The sequence below is a fragment of the Vibrio sp. 10N.261.54.A5 genome (assembly GCF_041471145.1).
Lineage (GTDB): Bacteria > Pseudomonadota > Gammaproteobacteria > Enterobacterales > Vibrionaceae > Vibrio > Vibrio crassostreae_C.
The window spans coordinates 132281-152568 of sequence record NZ_JBFRNU010000045.1 but is presented as its reverse complement, the minus strand read 5'-3'; the positions used below and the strand labels follow the sequence as shown (position 1 = coordinate 152568).

General features: G+C 45.3%; 19 protein-coding genes and 2 pseudogenes. 1 reads left to right on the top strand and 20 read right to left on the bottom strand.

Annotated features, from left to right (window positions below; genetic code table 11):
- The first annotated feature begins 710 nt into the window (after positions 1 to 710).
- Positions 711 to 1886, top strand: coding sequence for a threonine/serine exporter family protein (locus AB4329_RS14495; protein WP_017064690.1), 1176 nt, complete (start codon positions 711 to 713; stop codon positions 1884 to 1886).
- A 312-nt stretch (positions 1887 to 2198) separates the two neighbouring features.
- Here the strand turns inward: AB4329_RS14495 and AB4329_RS14490 are convergent, their stop codons facing one another.
- The 20 genes and pseudogenes from AB4329_RS14490 to AB4329_RS14395 all read right to left on the bottom strand — a co-directional run bounded on the left by AB4329_RS14490 (position 2199) and on the right by AB4329_RS14395 (position 19988).
- The gene (locus tag AB4329_RS14490; protein ID WP_108202790.1) at positions 2199 to 3182 is read right to left on the bottom strand and encodes a GTP-binding protein; all 984 of its coding nucleotides are present in this window, start codon (positions 3180 to 3182) and stop codon (positions 2199 to 2201) included.
- A gap of 92 nt (positions 3183 to 3274) precedes the next feature.
- Positions 3275 to 4951, bottom strand: coding sequence for an amidohydrolase family protein (locus AB4329_RS14485; protein WP_017062008.1), 1677 nt, complete (start codon positions 4949 to 4951; stop codon positions 3275 to 3277).
- A gap of 109 nt (positions 4952 to 5060) precedes the next feature.
- On the bottom strand, positions 5061 to 5696 hold the full coding sequence (locus AB4329_RS14480) for a hypothetical protein (protein ID WP_017064692.1): 636 nt from the start codon (positions 5694 to 5696) through the stop codon (positions 5061 to 5063).
- Positions 5656 to 5778, bottom strand: a pseudogene (locus AB4329_RS14475) (carboxylesterase family protein); the annotation flags it as partial. The gene AB4329_RS14480 and the pseudogene AB4329_RS14475, both read right to left, overlap by 41 nt.
- Positions 5779 to 5822: 44 nt before the next feature.
- A complete protein-coding gene (locus tag AB4329_RS14470; RefSeq protein WP_017062010.1) occupies positions 5823 to 6107 on the bottom strand; it encodes a hypothetical protein in 285 nt (94 codons plus the stop codon).
- A 377-nt stretch (positions 6108 to 6484) separates the two neighbouring features.
- Positions 6485 to 6607, bottom strand: a complete 123-nt coding sequence (locus tag AB4329_RS14465) for a hypothetical protein (protein WP_017064694.1) — start codon at positions 6605 to 6607, stop codon at positions 6485 to 6487.
- A gap of 18 nt (positions 6608 to 6625) precedes the next feature.
- Positions 6626 to 6811: pseudogene (locus AB4329_RS14460) on the bottom strand (transposase); the annotation flags it as partial.
- Positions 6812 to 6922: 111 nt separating this feature from the next.
- On the bottom strand, positions 6923 to 7057 hold the full coding sequence (locus AB4329_RS14455) for a hypothetical protein (RefSeq protein WP_372127163.1): 135 nt from the start codon (positions 7055 to 7057) through the stop codon (positions 6923 to 6925).
- The gene (locus AB4329_RS14450; protein ID WP_372138622.1) at positions 7026 to 7160 is read right to left on the bottom strand and encodes a transposase; all 135 of its coding nucleotides are present in this window, start codon (positions 7158 to 7160) and stop codon (positions 7026 to 7028) included. Before AB4329_RS14450 ends, AB4329_RS14455 begins: the two co-directional genes overlap by 32 nt.
- Positions 7148 to 7402, bottom strand: coding sequence for a transposase (locus tag AB4329_RS14445; protein WP_083190239.1), 255 nt, complete (start codon positions 7400 to 7402; stop codon positions 7148 to 7150). Before AB4329_RS14445 ends, AB4329_RS14450 begins: the two co-directional genes overlap by 13 nt.
- Positions 7345 to 8085, bottom strand: coding sequence for a lipid kinase YegS (gene yegS, locus AB4329_RS14440; RefSeq protein ID WP_120459734.1), 741 nt, complete (start codon positions 8083 to 8085; stop codon positions 7345 to 7347). Before yegS ends, AB4329_RS14445 begins: the two co-directional genes overlap by 58 nt.
- Before the next feature lie 19 nt (positions 8086 to 8104).
- Entirely contained in the window at positions 8105 to 9010 is a 906-nt protein-coding gene (locus tag AB4329_RS14435; protein ID WP_372138620.1) for a LysR family transcriptional regulator, read from the bottom strand.
- 78 nt (positions 9011 to 9088) lie between these two features.
- Positions 9089 to 10471: a BatD family protein gene (locus AB4329_RS14430; protein ID WP_372138618.1), complete on the bottom strand. Its 1383-nt coding sequence runs from the start codon at positions 10469 to 10471 to the stop codon at positions 9089 to 9091.
- Entirely contained in the window at positions 10468 to 12180 is a 1713-nt protein-coding gene (locus tag AB4329_RS14425; protein WP_372138616.1) for a VWA domain-containing protein, read from the bottom strand. The genes AB4329_RS14430 and AB4329_RS14425 overlap by 4 nt, the downstream gene beginning before the upstream one ends.
- Positions 12173 to 13252 (bottom strand): VWA domain-containing protein, encoded by a 1080-nt coding sequence (locus AB4329_RS14420; RefSeq protein ID WP_372138615.1) that lies wholly within the window; start codon positions 13250 to 13252, stop codon positions 12173 to 12175. The genes AB4329_RS14425 and AB4329_RS14420 overlap by 8 nt, the downstream gene beginning before the upstream one ends.
- A complete protein-coding gene (locus tag AB4329_RS14415; RefSeq protein ID WP_372138613.1) occupies positions 13245 to 13787 on the bottom strand; it encodes a DUF4381 domain-containing protein in 543 nt (180 codons plus the stop codon). The genes AB4329_RS14420 and AB4329_RS14415 overlap by 8 nt, the downstream gene beginning before the upstream one ends.
- On the bottom strand, positions 13788 to 14750 hold the full coding sequence (locus AB4329_RS14410) for a DUF58 domain-containing protein (protein WP_372138612.1): 963 nt from the start codon (positions 14748 to 14750) through the stop codon (positions 13788 to 13790).
- A gap of 12 nt (positions 14751 to 14762) precedes the next feature.
- A complete protein-coding gene (locus AB4329_RS14405; protein ID WP_372138610.1) occupies positions 14763 to 15746 on the bottom strand; it encodes an AAA family ATPase in 984 nt (327 codons plus the stop codon).
- A 130-nt stretch (positions 15747 to 15876) separates the two neighbouring features.
- Positions 15877 to 18234 (bottom strand): tetratricopeptide repeat protein, encoded by a 2358-nt coding sequence (locus AB4329_RS14400; protein ID WP_372138609.1) that lies wholly within the window; start codon positions 18232 to 18234, stop codon positions 15877 to 15879.
- 206 nt (positions 18235 to 18440) lie between these two features.
- The gene (locus tag AB4329_RS14395; protein WP_372138608.1) at positions 18441 to 19988 is read right to left on the bottom strand and encodes an arylsulfatase; all 1548 of its coding nucleotides are present in this window, start codon (positions 19986 to 19988) and stop codon (positions 18441 to 18443) included.
- Positions 19989 to 20288 lie beyond the last annotated feature (300 nt).

Here is a 20288-nt window from a genome sequence, read left to right as displayed (position 1 = left end):
GAGATACCGACTACTTCTTGGAAAGCCGCGATGAACCACAAATAAGCGGCTCTTTTTTAGCCCAACTTTCTGCTCTTAAACCTTATCGACTGTATCCGCCCCATGAACCCACGTGACGATATTGTTAATACGTGAGCGCCGCAATCACACTGTTAGCGCTAAGGAACCTTTGAAACCGTCATCAAAGCTCACTCATAATAAGCTATTATTTACAGTAGATTTCGGTTAATTTTCCAAAGGCCATTATGAAAAACAAACTGAGTTTAGCAATTCAAGCATACTGCAACTGGATTGATTCAAACATTATTGAAATTGCTTATGTCGGTTCCATTCTAGTTGTGATTCTAACGCTCATCATCAATCTTATTTAGGCTTCCATTTCCTAAATATTAGTTTCCTTTACTCATTACCGAGCTTTTCTAAAAGCCTCAGAGTTAAATCAATCACCTCATGGATTTGGAGTTTTACGCCTTCAAATAGCTGCGTGAGCGGATCTATTTTTGAGGTTGCAGCTTCAACAATGACTGATTTACCTCAACGATAAACTGATAACCTCTCATTCAATGAATCCTATCTTTTTAACCATTGCCTTGTTCGTTTGTAGGGGCCCGTCCTCTATACACGACTATTGGTTACGCTTGAATGAGGATACTATTGAATTAGAATGCCCCTCAAACATATATCGCCTTGGTAATTGAGAAACAAACAGAATGAAACAAACAAATCATATCGAACAATGCCAGCAAGAAATTTTGAGCTTTTCGGACCGGTTACATCAATCTGGTTGTGCGCCTTACTCGGTAGCTCAATACACTCAAGCTTATGCAAAACGCCAGAACATTGATGTCTCTATTGATGTGACCCCGACAAAAGTCATCACTATTTTTGAGCAACCCACGCAAAAAGTCGTGATGGAAAACAAAAAACCACCCTCGGTTAACTTACGTGATTTAGTCGCAACGCTTAAAGGGTTTTCGACTCATTCCCATTACGAAGGTTCAGAAACCTACTCGAATCGTACCTTGTGCTTTGCCAATTTATTGCTTCCGCCATGTTATTTAATGTTAGTTGGCAGTACTTATCTGGCGGTCGGTTTATCCATTATTCTGGGCGCTATAGCCTGGCTAGCACAAATTTTCCTGACTGGGCCAAGAAGCATTCTTGTCGAGTTCTTTGTCGCCTTAGTAGCCAGTTTTTTAACCGGTATGATAGCGGCACAGGTTCCCGGCTTACCAACATTGGCACTGTGCATTTCTTCCATTGTCCTTTTTATTCCTGGGTTAACCGTCACCAACGGCTTAGCCAGTCTTGCTCTCAATGACTTTCGGTCAGGTATCGAACTGCTTGCACAAAGCGCACTCATAGTAATGAAAATATTCATCGGCATTGTTATGGGGTTAGGCTTAGCCAACATAATCAATCAACCATTATCGGTACCGGTATTTATTGATGAAATCCCATTCGTTCTTCATGTCACCGCACTGATCGGGATTTCTGTCGCTATTGGCCTTATTTTCAACGCAAGTATGACAGAAATTCTCTTAGGCCTTCCTGTCGCGGCAATTGGCATGTGGGGGCCACATTGGTTTACTTCCGATTGGGTTGTAGGTACATGGGTAAGCACAATACTCATTACGCTTTACGGGTTGGGGATGGGAAAATTGCGTCACGTTCCACCACTCATATACATTATTCAAGGGATCATCATTCTTGTCCCCGGTAGTCGAATCATTGTCGGAGCAAGTGAGTCCTTCTTTGCGACCTCCATTTTACCCATTCCGAATATTGGTCTGTCCGCCTTGCTGATGTTTGGCGCGATTATGGCGGGACAAATCATGGTTTATTCTATATTTAGTCGTCATTTTGATTCCATCATTGAGGACTAACCATCGAGCTAACAATCGCTGATCAACACGCCCCAATAACCCACGATTGAGTCTTTATCTGCTTTTTGACGTTAACCGATTCTGAGAAGGTACTGATGAACAGAGTCTCGAAAATCGATAAGACTATTTTGTTTCAGATGGCGAGGGGAATGAGCAATATGGATTTGGAAAAACCGAATAGAATCGAAAGTAGCCAATAATTCAATAAGATAAGGATGCTTAGGATGAGTCAATGCAAAGTAGGCAGAGGTAAGCTAGGTATAGGCAAGCGCTAGGTTGATAGGCTTGCCATCTACTCCATTTCCGTTCTAACTACGCCACCAGTGCGTTCAGTTTTTTACGCATACTCTCTTTATCAAGGCCACCTTTAGGTCCAATGAAGACTAACCGTGACGAACGAGATTCATCATCTTCCCATGCATCTCCAACCGTCACATTGGCTCGCTGGCCCGTGCACTGAAATACACAGCGATGATCAGGACGATCGGTTAAATTTAAAATACCTTTCATGCGATAAGCATCAATTGAAAACTGTTGCAGTAGAGGATACAAACTTTGTAGATTAAGCGGTTGATCAGTTTCAAAGCTGAATGTTTCGAAATCATGGTTCACGTGATGACAGTGCTCATCATGACAATCATGGTGCTGGCATTCCCTTTGATCACCCGCTATTTTGTTAGTGACAAAGCGCGTACTTTCAGGGGCATCAAATAAGATAGGTAAATCCACTTCGCCGAATGAAATATCAATCAATTTAGCAAACGGAGCTTGTACTCGGCACCATGCTTTGACTTGCTCTAGTTTATCAGCATCGACTAGGTCAACTTTATTAACCAGAACAATGTCAGCCACTTGAATTTGCTGCTTCGACAACGTCTCCATTGGGCCTTCTAGCCCTAAAATGTTTTCCGCATCGATCGTCGTCACGATTGCATTTAAAGGTGCGTGTGCTTGCAGTTCCGGATCTTCAAATTGAAGTGCCACTTCTTTGGGTTCTGCGATACCTGAAGTTTCAACAATAATATGGTCTGGGCGTTCCTCTAATGCGAGTAAACGCATTACCGAAACGACTAGTCCTTCTGCAAGGTTACAACAGATACAGCCATTCTCTAGGCTGATCATATTTTCACTTTCAGATTTAACTAACTCCGCATCAACATTGATTGATCCAAAATCATTGACGATCACAGCCATGCGCATTCCATTTGCATTGGTTAATATATGGTTTAGTAGGGTCGTTTTCCCTGCTCCTAAAAATCCGGCTAAAATTGTTACTGGAATAGGCTTCTTGCTCATAGCATGCTCTCTTTCGATTTTCGTTGTCTATATTTACTCGGTAAGCAATAAAAAAGGTTGAGCTAATGCCCAACCTTTTAAGTCAGGATAACTTAGCCAGTAACTTTGTTGCGAACCGCTTCACCTGGGTTTGAATCTAACAACATTTCACCAGCTTCAATGATAGGTGTCCCGTTTACAAGTACGTATTTCATGCCTGTAGAAAGGGCATTTGGTTTATCAAATGTTGCAACGGCTTTTACTTCATCAAGTTTGAAAATAGCTAAATCAGCATCTTTACCTACTTGAATACGACCTTTATTTGCCATTTGTGGCACAGCATCCTCAAGAATACGACATGCGTTTAAGCTAGTTCTTTCCATCGCTTCTACTAGTGTTACCGCTTTGTATTCCTCGACATATTTTTCAATAAAACGAGAGAAACAAGCAAGTGAGCGAGGGTGAGCTATTGCGTTGCTTGGAAGTGGCCATACATCACCTTCAATTAATACGCCTTTATCATCCATCCAAGGCATTGCATCTGAAGCGATAGCTGCACCTGGGAACAATACTGAACGGTCCATTTTAGCGCGATCTTCTTTGTTCTCATCGGGTTTTAAGAAGTGCATGACAACCACGGTACCGGGCGCTGATGCTTGTAGTTCAGTGACTTTTTCTTGGTTTAGTGCTTTACCATTCGCTTCCATGTAGCTAGCGCTTGGTACACCCCAACGTTGTAACCAATCGTCACCACGGAAAACTTCTGCGCCAATAACGGAAGAGCCAGCACCATAAGGATAAGCTTCAGTAGTAACGGCTAAACCTTGATCAATGGCGGATTGAACTAAATCGGCACAATCTTCGATATCTTGTACTGACGTGCTGTTGAGGTGACAAATGTGCATGTGTGCACCCGTTGTCGCCGACAGGCTAATGAGTTCTTGGTATGCTTCAAAGCTTGATTGTGGCTCTGCGCTGTTTAGGTAACGAACGTGAGTGTAGGTTGGTACTTCATAGCGTTTTGCTAGTTTAGCAAGATCATAGTACTCTTTGTGGCCATAACCTGGTGCGTAACCCGCGTTAATACCAATGCCTAAGCCCCCCTCTTTAAGACCTTGCTCAACCGAGCCCAGAATTTGTTTTAATTCATCTGGGGTTGCTAGGGTATTTTGCCAATTGTTTTTAGAAAAAGCTTTCTGGAACCAAACAATCGTACCATCAGGAGCAGGCATCGTAGGTTCTTTTGCTTGAATACGAGCGTAAGTCCATGCTACAGAAGCGCCGTAATTAATCGGGCGACCTTCAGCAGCAGTAATATCGTAGTACGTTCCGATTGGGAATAGACCAGATTCCATCTCAAGAGCGGTGGTTACGCCATCGAATGCTTGAGCACGGGCAGCAGGAAGTTGTTGTCCGTGAGCGTGCATATCGATAAAGCCAGGTGCAACCACGAGACCTTCAGCATCGATGATTGTTTTGCCTTGCAGCTTTTTGTCTGAGATTGCAGCAATACGCTTACCTTTAATACCGACGTGACGAATTGCGTCGAGTCCAGTTTCAGGATCAACAACACGGCCATTTTCGATAACGATATCAAATGGCCCTTTCTCGTTAGGCATCAGTTTGATGTTTTGGCCAACCAGTTTTTCAGGGGCTGCATGTAAAACAGAGGCAAAAGGCAGTGCCGCAGCCCCAACCGCTAACTTAGTCAAAGTCGAACGTTTATCTGTATCGACACCATCAAGTAATACTTGCGTAGCGTCCAATTCATTTGGGTCGTAATTTTTCATATTGATACCTGTTATGTTTGTTGTAAAAGAATACTAGTTCATGATTACTATGAAAACTATGCTGCATGTAGAAAAATCAATCGATTGACTAACACCCACCTTTCCATCATTAGAATCCACTGCCAACCGTTATATAAAACGCGCTGTCAACGTCACTAAAAGCGAGGTCTACCCCCATGTGTAACCCATATCGGCAAGCTATCTGATAGCGAAATCCAGCACCATACGCATCGACACTTTCATCGTCTGACAGACTGCCCTCTACTGTCGCTTTACCCAGGCCATAAAACGCAGAAACGGTCCAACGATTATCAATCGCATTATCGTATTCCGCGACAACACCCAGCCCAGAGGTCACCGAGCTTTCGCCCATAAAATATTGAATAACGCCATTGATAGCGTTATTCACATCTTCATTACTGGTCTCAAACTCTACCGAGCTCTGGCCAATAATCTGTTTCACACCCAGCATCAATGGTGTGTTTGCCACTCGAAACTGGAGCTGCTGAAGCGCAGCGACTCCCGAGTTTTTTGTGCCGAATTGAATCGTTTTGTTGTACGACGCACCTATACTGAACTCTTTGAAAATATCGAGGTTCGCCTTTCCAGCGCCAACGCCACCCGTATATCGAATGGTATCTTTTAGCCACGACGGTATCACCGTTAATGTCGGTATCAGAACCTGCGCCATATTCAAAGTCCCCACCATGAATAAAGACATACACGGGTAATGACTCTGAACCATTGATCTCCGAAGGACGCCAAATATTAAGATTCAAGCAATCTTCAGATTGCTCTTGCTGGGTTATTTTAAGCTGTGGGCACACGGCGCCAAATTGTGTCGCATCTATAGCGCTATCAGCATTGTGTTCTAATTGACGGAGTGACTGTGCTGAAAACGTTGTTGATCGGCGTAAGTGATTCCTTTAAACGCTTCAATGGATACGCGTTGCTCGTCACCTGCTAAGGTATTGATCACAACAGACTCTCTATTTGCGAAAAGAGTCGCGTCCCCAATGGATACTGAAACCTGCTCTGTTGGTAATGTCTGAAGCGGTTCTGGCTTAATAGGACGTGAGCTGGTTTCATCACTACCCCACGCAGAAAGAGCAACAGTGATAGCGATAACCATGAGTGAGCGATGCGTTAAATTCATGGTTGTACCCATAAATGTGTTCGGCCATCTGACCTGATATTGGTATCATCAAACCTGAGAATCCCTATGCTCAGCCATGCTCATTTCTGGAGTATTTGAAGTATTTTTTCTTTATGGTGCGATATTAATTCACTCTTTAAATTTGAATAAATCGCTTATGCAGGACGTGATCCTACATATATTCACTACCGTGAGTGGATGTCGCTTTTTATTTATCACAAAGACTTCTTGTTGTACCTTCTTTGGCTGACTATCTAGGGTTGATAAAATTTCAACGGGTTCTTGAAACAGCTCTATAGGGGGTTGCTGTGACTCTCCTTCTGAAGCTTCAAACTCATCAAAGAACCCAAATATGTTATTAGAGTCCGATGGCATAGTTAGCACCAAACGTAAGTTTCGAGGCCAAAGCCAATATTGTTGAGGTCTGTTTTGACTTGACCCGAAGAGGTCCAAGGTAGAAGTGCGTCGATATCAGGCTCTGCTTTCGCGAGCTCTTTCATGCACTTGACCATGTAGTCTTAGAGGATAAGACCGTTGGCTTTTGCAGTCTCGACGATACTGTAAAGCATCGCGCTCGCCTCAGCACCGTTTGTGTGTTGGAGAATAGCCAATTTTCCCTGCCAAATAACCAGCGGTTTAATTGCGCGTTCAGCGCGATTATTATCGATAGATAAGTGACCATCGTCGATATAACGAATGAGTTTAGGCCATTGCCCGAGCTAGTACTTTATTGCTTTGCCTAGTGGGCTAGAGCCTATCACCTTCTGGGTTGTCATACATTGGTAAAGCTCATCCAGTATCGGCTTGGCATACGCTTAACGCTCTGCTTTGCGTTCTTCGGCAGGCGCACCTTTTAAGCGTGATTCTATCCCGTAGAGCTTTTGGGGTTTAGCCAGCACTTTATCAGCCTTGCCCGATTTACCTTCCCCTTGAAGCTTCTTCGCGTCCATGAACTTGCGTTAAGCACCCCACATTAGTGACGTGATGCAGACCATGATAAGCCGTGTAGCCATCGGTTTGTAGATAACCGTTGTAGTCACCTAAAAAGTCCACGGGGCACACCCTCGCGCGACTGTTTTGATAGTCGTACAAGGCGATTTTTTCACATTCGGCAGTGCCGCTTCGGGCGAGTCAGCGCCTGAGCAGTAAAGCCACATATAACACTGCTTCTCTTCTTTGAGCACATTGAGCGGCGTTTCATCCGCCTGAACCACCACTTGTTGAAGTAGGTTCTCCTTCAAGGCCACATACAGCGGGGCGAACTTCTCACTGACTTGGATAACCCACCTTGCCATGGTGGCGCGTGATAGCTCGATACCCGACTGGGTAAACAGCGATCATCAATCAATGCATTGGGTGCTAACTCTTGTCCTCCACCCGCTAAGCGACCATTACAAAAAGCACCCACAAGGATCTCGCCGGTAAAGCTGCCTTTGTCTATGGGCAACGTGCCACTGTAGGGCTTAAAGCCAAGTGCTTTCACCACACCTGTTAGTGTATACGCACCGCCACCGAGAAAATCTTTAAGCTCGACTGGCGTTTCAGCTGTGACTTCAGCACCAAAACCCGCCGCAGCGACATTCATAAAATAGCGGTCATTCGCACGCACGCTATCCACCGCAAACGCCTTGCCTTCCAGCGCTAGTTCAAAAGCACCCGAAATATCGTTAGGTATTCCCGTTGCGGTAGCAAAATCATTCGCAGTGCCCATTGGGACAAGCGCCAGTTGTGGTCTTTCACTGGCACGGAACAGGTTGAGCGCGTTAACGGCTTCATTCACCGTTCCATCGCCACCGACAACAATCAGACGCTTAACACCATCGCATATTGCCTCGCTTACCAAACGAAACATGTCCGACGATTCCCAAGTCACTCTAACTTGCAGGTCAATATCATTGTCCCTCGCCGCAAAGATGGCTTGCCTTAATTCCGGGATATTGGCTTTCTTTCCGTTTAAAATCACGCGAATGCTGTCCATGGCTATGTCCTTGTATAGGCTAACTTGATAACTCTTTTGCTGCCGCTTTGATCTTAGCTCGTAACCACTTATGGCTTGGTTCATTAGTACGGCTTGGATGCCAAATCATACACATATCGAGGTCTTCCAACTCGAAGGGCAATGGCAGTGTTTTTACCGCGTACTTTTCAGCAAAACAATGCACTGATGAAATAGGCATTACTCCGATGTACTCAGAGCCTTCGATAACAGGAAGCATCTCTACAACGCCCGCTGCGCGATACACGATTCTACGTTTCTCAAGGTCACTATAGTGCTCAGAGCTTAATAAGCTTTTGCGCGCATGCCACCTAGAGACCACCACATGCTCGAGTGCTAAGAACTGTTCCATATCGATGGTATCGCCAACCGTAGAATGATCACTACTACACACCACGACCAGCTCTTCTGTAGAAATCACCTCGTGCTTAAGCATGGTTCTTCCTTTAGGCGTCATATCAACAATCACGTCGTGTCTTTGCAGCCTTAAATCAGACTCATAGTCTTCGGTAAACAGAGGATGAACCTCTAACGCGATACCTGGTGCGACTTGGCTGATTAACCGCATGACTTTTGGCATCATTTCGTAGCTCGCCGCCGAGACGCAGGCAATGGAAAACACGCGGCCTGAGGTTTTAGGATCGAAGTCTCTTGATGCGGATAAGGTAGAAGTAAAGTTTTTAAGTGCAGCGGCCATTGCAGGATAGATATCAATAGCGAATGTGGTTGGCTCTACGCCTGATGTGGTGCGATGAAACAGTGGCTCATCATAGATATCTCTCAACCTTGCAAGTGCTTTACTCACTGCTGGTTGGCTTATATCCATGCGATTAGCAGCTCTAGATAAGTTCTGCTCTTCATAAATAGCGACAAATATAGGAATTAGATTTAGTTCGGTACTTTTCATACAGTTCCATATTAAAGAAACAGGTTCTCCATAGTAGAGAACCTGTCGATTATGTTCGATGCGAATGACTAAAGTTTGCTACTTAGTTCTATCTTTTAAGTCTGGCAAGGCTTTAGGGATTTTCAAGCGAGCAGCAATTGAACGAGAATTGCTTGAGTTTGATGTGTCACTGGGCAAGTTACGTAACCCTTTCCATAAACGAGTGAATACGTTTTTATCTTCACATCCTTGTTGAAGGGCTTCGCTATCTTCTAGCCAACGCTTTTGTCCATTTGATTTACCATGTTGCGCTTTATCCAGTTGCACTTTATTCAGTTCTAACTGAGAGGTTTGGTTTCGCAATTGACGGTAGATAAAGGTTCTTAATGCAGCCCAATTACCTTGCTTAACTAAACGACGTAGTACCAGCCAACTCGGTGTTGGGCGGTTTGCGTAGTAACGCTTAACCGAAACAATCAACGCAATGCAGACTAACAACACCAAACCAACGCTAATAAACACTGACATGTAAGCCTTGATGAAAGATTGGACTGTGTGTTTAGCTTCAAACACATTCCCTTTTATCACCACGGTTTCAAGGCGTTGATTCTTGCTGTCCCACCACTGAAATGAAAACTCTGGCAACGTAAATTCACCGCCCTGCTGAATAACATAAACCGTCTCCTCAATTCGACTGGAACGGTAGTTACCACGATCTTGAGTATCATCTAAACGATTAGGTTGCGGGTAAGCTTGGTACTGCTGGGTCGATTCATTGTTCAACACATCCGGCAGTAATACAGACAAACTGTCTTTGGCCTTGATGGTTACCGTTCGAGTAATGGCATCGCCTACTTTTAAGTTTTCACTCGAGCGTTGCCATTGTTGCTCTGTATCTACTTCTGTTGCAGAAAACCAAGGCGATTCATTATCAAGTAAACCTGAAGGCAACGAAGCTTCAAACTTAATTGGCTGCGTGTAAAGCGTGCCGCCAACGTTAGAACCATCAGGAGCAGAAACTTGAACGCGAACCGGCACGGTTGGAATAACAAACTCGCCAGAAGTCATCGGATAGAGCATCACTTCCCATCGTTGACGCGACCATGTAGTGCCATTGACCCGTTCCGTGTAATTAGTCGCGAGTTGGTTACGTTGCTTAGCGATCACGTTAGGGATTTCGATACTGCCGATTCGAGTCCCTCCTGTTAACCAGCGCGGCGTCGCCACCTCAATATTTAGAATTACCTGCTCATTAACGCTCACTTTAGTCGGCGTTATCTTATCGCCTGACTTTGGCTTTTCCCCTACCCAAGCGATAAGCTCAACGTCACCACTTTTTTGGAGATCGAAGATATCGGCAGCAGAAGCAACAAAAGGAGAAAACCAACTCAATATAAGAGTCATCGACAGTAACCACTTATGGGTTCTGAATCGCACTCTCTTTGATTGAATGGCTTCAAGAGCTAAATGATATCGACTCATTGGGTTTGCTCCTGTTTTGACGCTTGTTCGATGGAAGGTGCAGGGTCTCTTAATTGAATTTGGAACTTGGACTTTAAGAAGAACTTAGGGTCCGCTTCGACTCGTTTTAACCACTTATCGGCAAGCTCTTGGCTACCCAAAATTTCATTGGCATTAAGTGTTTCCTTCAACATAACTTCGGCTACCGTTTGTTCTTCTGCGCCGTCCCCCGTGCGTGGCTGGTCATCAGCTAATTCTATGGACTCCTCAAGCCCATCAGATACCGAAGAAGATGCTTGGCTTTCACTGGTGCGATTAACCTCTTCAACAATGCCGCTTAGAACCGCCAAATTGTTTTCTATATCGGCTTTCAGTTCTGGTGACAGATCGGGCTTTTCACTCAGTGATTTGAGTAGATCGCGAGCAGCAAGGTACTCTCGCTGTCGAGCTAAAGCACTGGCTGCGCTATACAAACCATAATCGGTCTTGGTTTGCAAAAAGGCACTGTGAGCTAACTTAAAATCACGAGCATAGTAATAAGCTGCGCCCTTTCTCATGGGATCCTTAAAGTGCTTTGCCGCTTCAAGGTATTCTTTCTGATTCAACAGGCGTTGACCTTGCTGGTCGGGCGTTAACCATAAGTCCCACCACCATTGAGCTGTTTTGTCCCAAGCCGTAACCGACTCCACCACAACTGGTTTCTCAGCGGTTAAGTTGACTGTTTTCGCCAAAGTGTCTGGTGAATACATGCTGCTTGTGATCATAAAACCAACGACACACCACTGCACCAGCCACCCTTTTCTGAACCACAACAACATGATGATCGCCATTGGAATGAGCAAACCATAGCCCATGTCTTTCCAAGGCATTGAAGATTCGCCGTTGAGCTGCATGTTTCTTTCAACCGCTCTGTTCAGTTGTTGGATATCCGAATCATCAACGGTCACCTCAATCACTCGTCCACCCGTCTTACTCGCTAAGTTACGCAGTGAATCTAGGTCGACTGGGTTATCGCTCACCACATTACTGTTTCCTGCGGCTAGAATGAGCAACTGATACGGATTGTCGTTAAAGACACTCTCGTACGCCCTAATGGTGCTTGGGTTTACACCATCTGATACCAACAGTACAGAAGAGCCTAACTCACCAGACAGTTGCTGATTAATCAATGGCAGTGCTTCTTCTGCTGACTTACCTGATACCGGCATGATATCGGGTGTGATAGCCGCTAGAAACGGTTCGAATACCTTGCTGTCTTGAGTGACGGGCATCGCGACGTGTGCGCTGCCTGCGTAAACCACTAAGCCCGTATTACCGCCTTTCCGAGCCGCTAATAAGTCTCTAATCTTCTGCTTAGATCGTTCCAAGCGACTCGGTGGTAAGTCTTTAGCGAGCATAGATTCACTGTTATCAAGCACAACCAACATCGACGCTTTGTCTTCACCAAAAGGCGAAGCCTCACGCTGCCATGTTGGGCCAGAACAGATAATGATGGCGATAGTTACAATCACCACCAATAGCTTCAATGGCAGCTGCTTACGCCAGCCTGTTTCGCCAATCGTCAATGCATCACGTAAGTGTGCAGGTAGAATGTCTTTCCACGTTGGTTTGGTCTCTTCTCTCCAACGAACCCATAGCAGGAAGAACATCGGAATAAAGGCCAACAACCACAAAGGTCGGATAAAATGAAACTGGGTAAAGAACTGTTGCAGAGTGAGAGAATCAGGCATCATCCTCTCCTTTCAATTTTTTAGTTTTAGAAGCCAAAAGCGACCTTCTACGTAAAGTCGCCAGACTAAAGGCAGTCAGATACATCACAACAACAATCGCCATTAAGTAATGGTGCAGCCCCTGTTTAGGACGATAAGTGGTACTTTCATATAACTGTGGTTCTAGTTCACCGATTTGAGCGTAGGCTTTGGTCAGTTCGTCGCGGTTAAGCGCCTCAAAGGCTTCGCCACCAGACTCTTGAGCCACTCGCTTGATGGTTTCCATATCCAGAGCCACTTCACCAACGGTTTGCGGATCGCCCATCGCAATAACGTGAATTCGAACGCCCTTAGCCTTAGCAACTTTTGCGGCATCGATAGGCTCAACAAAGCTTCCGGTGTCATTGCCATCAGTTAGCACAATCACAACTTTCTCTTTCACGTTCGCATCAATACTTGAATCTTGAACCGCAGCACTTTGCTTTTCGCTTTGTTCAAACACCTTAATCGCCAAGCCAATTGCATCGCCCAAGTGCGTACTTTGCCCTGCCATCGCGACATCGGTTTGATTAAGCAGTTCAAGCCATACATCTTGGTCCGCGGTAAATGGCGTTTGTACAAACGCTGCATCACCAAACAAGATCAAACCGAGTCGGTCACCTTTTCTGGTTTTCGCAAAATCAGCCAGCACCTCTTTGGTCGCATCTAAACGAGAGATTTTATCGCCTTGTTTAGAAGTGAAATCTTGCTCCGCCATTGAGCCAGACAAATCGACCACCACCATCACATCACGACCCAATTGTTCGCGAACCTGTGGCTCACCAAGAATGGTTGGTTTCGCTAACGCACACACGACCAATACCCAAGTAATAATGAGCGTGGTTCGTTGCCACCAGCTTGGAGTTAACTGGCTTGCACCTTCTGACGGTGCTTCCCCAATCGCTTCTACCAATTCTCGAAAAAATGGCACCTTAATCGCCATTTGCTTAGTTCGATAAGCTGGCACCGCAAAGTAGACCAACAACGGTAAAGGCAGCGCAATAAACCACAGCGGATGCGCAAATTCAAAACTGGCAGATAAAACATCAAACATTGTCTTGCCCCTCAACCGTTACCTGTACATTCGGCTTGTGAAGTTTTAGCCACATCATCGCGGTTTGAATTACCTCTAAACGCTGTTCAAAGCTCAAACGCACATTAGGGTCAATTAGGCTTTGCATCCATAATTCCGAAACTTCATCGGCAAAGAACGCATTGCTGTTTTCACTCGTGTTGGCGCTAACAGGCAGATAAGCGTTCAAACGGTTCACATAAGCTTGGCCAAACAACTTGGCATTACTGCTGTCTAGGTAACGAAGCACCACTTTGAGGACTTTAAAGGTTCGTTCGGTTGAGTTCTTGTCTCTTGCATCCAGTACCATGAGTTCTTGAAGCGCTTCTTCGCGATAACGGTTATTCCACCACCTTAACGCCAAGCGATAAGCCAGATAGATAGCGACCAATAACAGAATAACGCCAAGGATCTTCCAGCCGATCGTTTGAGGAGCCCAGCTCACACTGTCAGGAATCGCTACATCGTGCAGTTCGCGGAGGATATAGGTACTTGGAGGAGTATGTTCAACAGCCATTTAGCGCCCTCCCACTAGTTTCTGCAGCTGTGATATGTGATTGCCCGACGTGTCTAATTCTATATAAGGGAGGTTTTTCATCGCCATCAATTTAGCAAGGGACAGTTTCTGAAGTGCCGCTTTTTGGGCAAGGCTTTCACTTGCGAGGTTAACCTTAGATTGGCTATCCAGATTAAGTTGAAAGCGACCATCACCCACCACCCAGTTTGCGCTTGCAAGATTTTGAGGCAATGACTGTTCTAATGAATCGGTGACCATAATGGCCAAGATATCGTTGTGTTGCTGTAACTGCTTTAGTCGATCGAGATGTTGTTCTCGGCAGTCTCGCCAGTCACTAATGAATATCAAGGTTGATTGCTTGAGTCTCATTCGTTTGATCAGTTCAATCCACTGGCTAAAACCAACATTATCGCCATCACTTACATTGACGCCTAAGCTTTGATTGGCTTTGGTAAGATGTTTTAGCTGAGCCAACAAATCAGATTGAGAACGTTGAGCTTTGGTATGAAACAGTTTTTGGTGCGAGGCCAAAACGAAGCCGACACGATCACCATCTTTCAGCACTCGCCATCCACACAATGCCGCCACTTCGGCAGCCACAACAGATTTCATGGTGTTTTGAGACGCAAAGAACATCGAACTGCGCTGATCGACACAGATCATCACATTACGGTCTTTCTCTTCGGTATAGCTACGAACATGAGGCTTACCCGTTCGCATCGTAACTTTCCAATCGAGATTACGGATATCATCACCCAATTGGTAATGACGTAATTCTTCGAAGTTCAAACCACGACCACGGAACAAAGAGTTATGTCTGCCCGAAAGTACGCTGCCCGCTTTTAAATGAGGTAACAGTGAAAACGACTCAGCTTGAGCCTGAATTCGCACTAACCTTGAATAATCACAATACAGTCGTGGATCAAGGCCTTGCGATTTGGGAGCTTGTGTTGGCTTCGCCATGACGCCCCCTAGTTATCCAATCTCAACATTATCGAGCAGTTCTTCAACCACTCTTTGATGGTCAACACCATCGGACAATGCGTCGTAAGACAACGAGAATCGGTGACCTAATACGGTTGGTAACATGGCACGCACATCGTCCAACGTGACATGGTCACGTCCTTGCAACCATGCATAAGCGCGAGCACATTTATCCAACGCGATGGAAGCACGCGGACTTGAACCAATCTCAATCCATTTAGACAAGTTTGATTCTGGGTAACGCTCTGGCTTACGAGTTGCCATCACCAAGGCCACAATGTAGTTCTCAACTAAATCAGAAACGGCAATGTCTGGAAGTTGGCGCCGAGCTTCAAGTACCAACTCAGGTTCAATATGTTGTGGCGTGACTAATTCTGAACTGGTCTCGCTACCGAGTTCCTCACTGCGCACAAGTCGAATGATGTCGCGTTCAGCTTCATCTTCTGGATAGTCGACTGTCACTTTCATAATGAAACGGTCCATTTGTGCTTCAGGCAGTGGATACGTACCTTCTTGCTCAACTGGGTTTTGTGTGGCTAGCACCATGAACAAATCTGGCAGGATGTGAGTTTGACCACCCACCGTAATCGTCCCTTCCGCCATCGCTTCAAGCAGAGCAGCCTGTACTTTTGCAGGCGCACGGTTCACTTCATCGGCTAATACAATGCTGTTGAAAATAGGACCCGGTTGGAAATGCAACTGAGGCTTTCCATCAAGCTCTTGATACACCTCCGTGCCCGTCACATCAGATGGCAGCAGGTCTGGCGTAAATTGAATTCGACCAAAACTGGTGTTCAGTAGATTCGCCAGCGATTTTACTGAGCGAGTTTTCGCTGTACCGGGAAGTCCCTCTAAAAGCACATGGCCATTAGTCAATAACCCTATCACCAGAGCCCGAACGACGTGGCTCTGACCGATAACACTTTTCTCTGTTTGTTCAATCAGTTGGTTTATTGCTTGTTGCGCATGGTTCATAGGTCTTCCCTTAATTCAATCTGGCTGCGTACATCCTACTCACAAGCTCCATAACTATTAGTTATAAACGCGATAATTGGTTACAAGCGGAATAAGCAGCAAGCTCGATAGCCAAGCTCACCTCATCGCTTTATTTAAACCTAGCTTTCAATTGGTTAATGGCTTCCGGCGGTGCCACTTTGCTCAATGATGAAATACATTGCTCAAACGCCTTTGGTACGCCCGGTATATGACTGTTTCGCGCCAACACTTCACACTGGGCATACAGGTGCTGTGGGTTGCGGCTAAATTGGTAAGCCTTATGCAGTGATTGACTTGCCGCAAGCACATCCGATTTTTCCAAAGCCAATCCGTACACATACCAATATTGAGGGTCGGTTTGCGCAGTTTCAGCGGCTTGTTTAAGGTAGTCCGTTGCTTGTTCGTAATCTTTCACACGAAGCAGAGACAATCCTGTGCTGTATGGCAAAACACTCGATTTAGGCTGAGCTTCAATACCTTGCTTCAAGGTCGACAACGCTTTTGCCTCGTTACCTTGCGCTCGATACAAATCCGCTAAATTGGCGTAGCTGTTTTCGAAATAAGGCTCAATCTCGATAGCGCCTAGATAAAACTCAATCGCTTTGTCGTGCTGGCCTAAATCTCGGTAAACGTTGCCTAGGTTAGTACGTCCAAATCCTCTGTCGGCATTAAATTGCTGTATTTCAATGTACTCTTCTAATGCAGGCTTGATTTGGTCTTTCTGCAGAGGGTTCATTTCTCCCCAATAACGCACCAATGCGCCTGCGGTTTCTGAACGAATCGACAATACAGGGTCTTTCAGTAGCGGCTCTAGAATTTGCCAACGGTCAGTGAATGGGAAACCAGACGAGCCTTGTACCACACCCAAACGGATCATTTCATCATCATGTTTCACCGCTCTTGCCAGCGAAATAAGCGTATTCTTACCCGTATTACCGCCCAAACGTTCTAAGCTCGATGCACGAATGATATTGCTTAAGCTAGAGTCCTGAGCCGAGTATGCCAACGCATCCTCTGCACCTCTGTGCCCTATCGAGTCAGCATAAAAGGCAACGGCAAAGTGCTGCTGATTACGATACTTAGAATCTGGGAACCACTCACCGATTTGCTTATCTGCCCACTGGTCGGTTTGATCTGCATGACAGCTAGTGCACACGTTCGGCGTTTTAATGTGTTGGCTAATATCAGGACGTGGGATATGCCAACTGTGGTCACGCCTTGGGTCGACCTCCATGTAAGTCGTCTCTGGCATGTGACAAGTCGTGCATTGTGAAGCTTCAGTATTCACTTCGTGGAATGTGTGCTTTTCAGGCGTGTATTCTGATGCAATATGACATTGGCTACACACGGCTTCTTCCGCAATTTTTAGTTCAGCGGTATGAGGATCGTGGCAGTTAGTACATGTGACGCCTTTTTCAGCCATCACGGATTGAAGGAAAGATCCGTAAACGTAATCTTCATCGTAGATTTGACCATCGTTGTGGTAAAGCTCTGGGGTAATCAAGCTCAAGCGATACTTATCAAAGAAAGACCCGTTAACGTGATCACCCGTTTCATTTAACTGAGTACGACGGCTGTGGCATTGAGCACAGGTTTGAACTTGATTGGTATGGATGATGTCTTTTGGTTGCAGGGTTGAATTACCCTCTTGATAGATCCACTCTTTGACCGACTTCGACAAGTCGCGGTCAAAACCATAATGCGCCGAGACTGGAGCATCCTTTCCACCGTTAGCTTTTGCTAGCTGAGCCTTTTCAACGTGCTCACTCGCAGGGCCATGACACGCTTCACAACCGACATTAATCTCAGACCAAGTAGTGTTGTAGGTATTACTCGCGCTGTCGTAGTTTTTCTCTAGGTTCGTTGAATGGCAATCAGCACACATGAAGTTCCAGTTTTGACCGCTATTGGTCCAGTAGAATTCATCGGTGTTGGTGGTATCAGGATAGAGGTGAAACCAGCGTTGACCGCCTTCGCCCTCAGTGCGAGAATCCCAAGCGAAAGGAATCAACTGTACACGGCCGTCTTCAAATTCAACCATGTATTGTTGTAGTGGTTCAAAGGCAAAGGTATAGCTGATTTTGTAATCTTTAAAGTGGCCGTCTTGCCCTTCAATATTGACCCAGAACTCTTCGCCATTGCGGAAAAAGCGATTAGGCTTTCCTTGATGGGTGATGGTTTGGTTATTGAAATCACCGAGTACGGAATCTTCGGTGGCATGCTTCATCGCCATGTCGTGATGAGAACCTTGCCATGCTTCCACTTCCGCGCTGTGACAGTCAATGCAAGCTTCAGATCCGACATATGTCGCTTGAGAGCTCGCATGCGAAGCTTCTGATAAAGCCTGTTCATTGGCATGCGTGTTGAAACTAAGTATCGACAACACGGGTAAAGATAACATTGCGGATAATACTGCAACTCGCTGGTGTTTCAATCCGTTCACTAGCAAGCACAACCATGCAGACATAACATTCCTTGTTTTTATACATCCTTATGCTTAATAAGGTAGACGCAAAAACAATGAATTTACAATTATTTAGTGGCAGCGAGCACGATAGTTGTGATTCATATTCACGACTGGTATTTACTCATCGATATGCGCAAAAAAAAGAGCTCTTAAGAGCTCTTTGTGTTTTCAGTTTCATTAAGCTATCAGTTTCAATAAACCAAAGCTTACTTGTTATGGTTCTCTTGAAGTTTTTCCATAACCTGATCCAAGCTAAAGCTTGCTGCTTTTTGGCGTGGTGGGTATTCAGCAAATGTTTCTAAGAATTTGCCCACATACGCTTGAGCAGGAACGAACATATAAGCGTGGTCTAACAACCAGTCGTAATATGTGTTCGATGTAATGTCTGCGTTTTCGTATGGGTCCATACGCAGGTTAAACAGCTTAGGAAGACGTAACGTCACGAACGGTTCAGCCCAAATTTGCATGGTACCCGTTGCACGCTGCTCCATGAACACCGCTTTCCATTGGTTGTAACGAAGCGCCGCTAAATCACCATCATCGGTAAAGTAGAAGATCTCCGAACGACGGCCTTTCTCTTCTTCACCCGTTAGGTAAGGAAGGAAGTTGTAACCATCTAAGTGAACCTTAAACGTTTTATCACCGGCAGTATGACCTTTGAGTAGTTTCTCTTTGATTTGGTCATCACCAGCGGCGGCAACGAAGGTTGGCATCCAGTCCATATGGTGCATGATTTCGTTAGATACGGTTCCTGGTTCAATCTTACCAGGCCAACGAACCATTGCTGGTACACGGTATGCGCCTTCCCAGTTGGTGTTTTTCTCACCACGGAACGGGGTTGTACCCGCATCAGGCCAAGAGTTCATGTGAGGGCCGTTATCCGTTGAGTAGAAAACAATCGTGTTGTCTTTGATACCCAACTCATCCACTTGCTTCAATAGTTGCCCAACGTGTCGATCGTGCTCAACCATACCATCAGCGTAGTTACCGACACCGGTTACGCCTTTACTGTCGGCTTTCACGTGCGTTCTAAAGTGCATACGTGTCGCGTTCCACCACACGAAGAATGGTTTGTCCGCTTTCACTGCGCGATCCATAAAATCAAGTGCCGCGTCTAGTGTTTCTTCATCAACCGTTTCCATACGCTTACGCGTCAGTGGACCGGTATCTTCAATCTTGCCATCAGCGAATGACTTAATGACACCACGAGGGCCAAATTTCTTACGAAACTCAGGATCGGTTGGGTAATCTTCATTCTCTGGTTCTTCTTCAGCATTTAGGTGGTAAAGGTTGCCAAAAAATTCGTCAAACCCGTGTGCTGTTGGAAGGAATTCATCTTTATCGCCAAGGTGGTTTTTACCAAATTGACCTGTCATGTAACCCATAGGTTTCAGCATTTCTGCGATTGTCGCGTCTTCTGCTTGTAAGCCAATGTCTGCGCCCGGCAAACCTACTTTACTCAAACCCGTTCGTAATACACTTTGTCCCGTGATAAAGGTAGATCGACCCGCAGTACAAGATTGCTCTGCGTAATAGTCCGTAAACATCATCCCTTCTTTCGCGATGCTATCAATATTCGGGGTTTTGTAACCCATGAGACCGAAGGTGTATGCACTCACATTGGATTGACCAATATCGTCCCCCCAAATAACCAATATATTTGGCTTTTCAGCCGCAAAAGTGGCGCTGGACGCGGCCATCATCGCTGTACCCAAAATCGCTAATCGACGTTTAGCGCCATATTTCGCTGTCATAGAAACCTCTTCGTAAGTTATTTGCATCCTGCCCTACAACGTATAGTTCATTTTTTACTCATACGCGAGATTACCTAAGCTATTAATCTTTTTGTCATTTTTATTGAGATATGGATACAGAAGTCATCGATAAGGTTTACGGCATCAAACATGATAAGGATCACACATACAAACTAAGGGGTTATTCTGGCAACACACTGGAACTTATATGAATCAATAAGTTAACTAGACATCATAACGATTGGTTATAAGCACTATAAAAGGACGGAACGGAATTTTGGGAATAACATTTGCTCATCG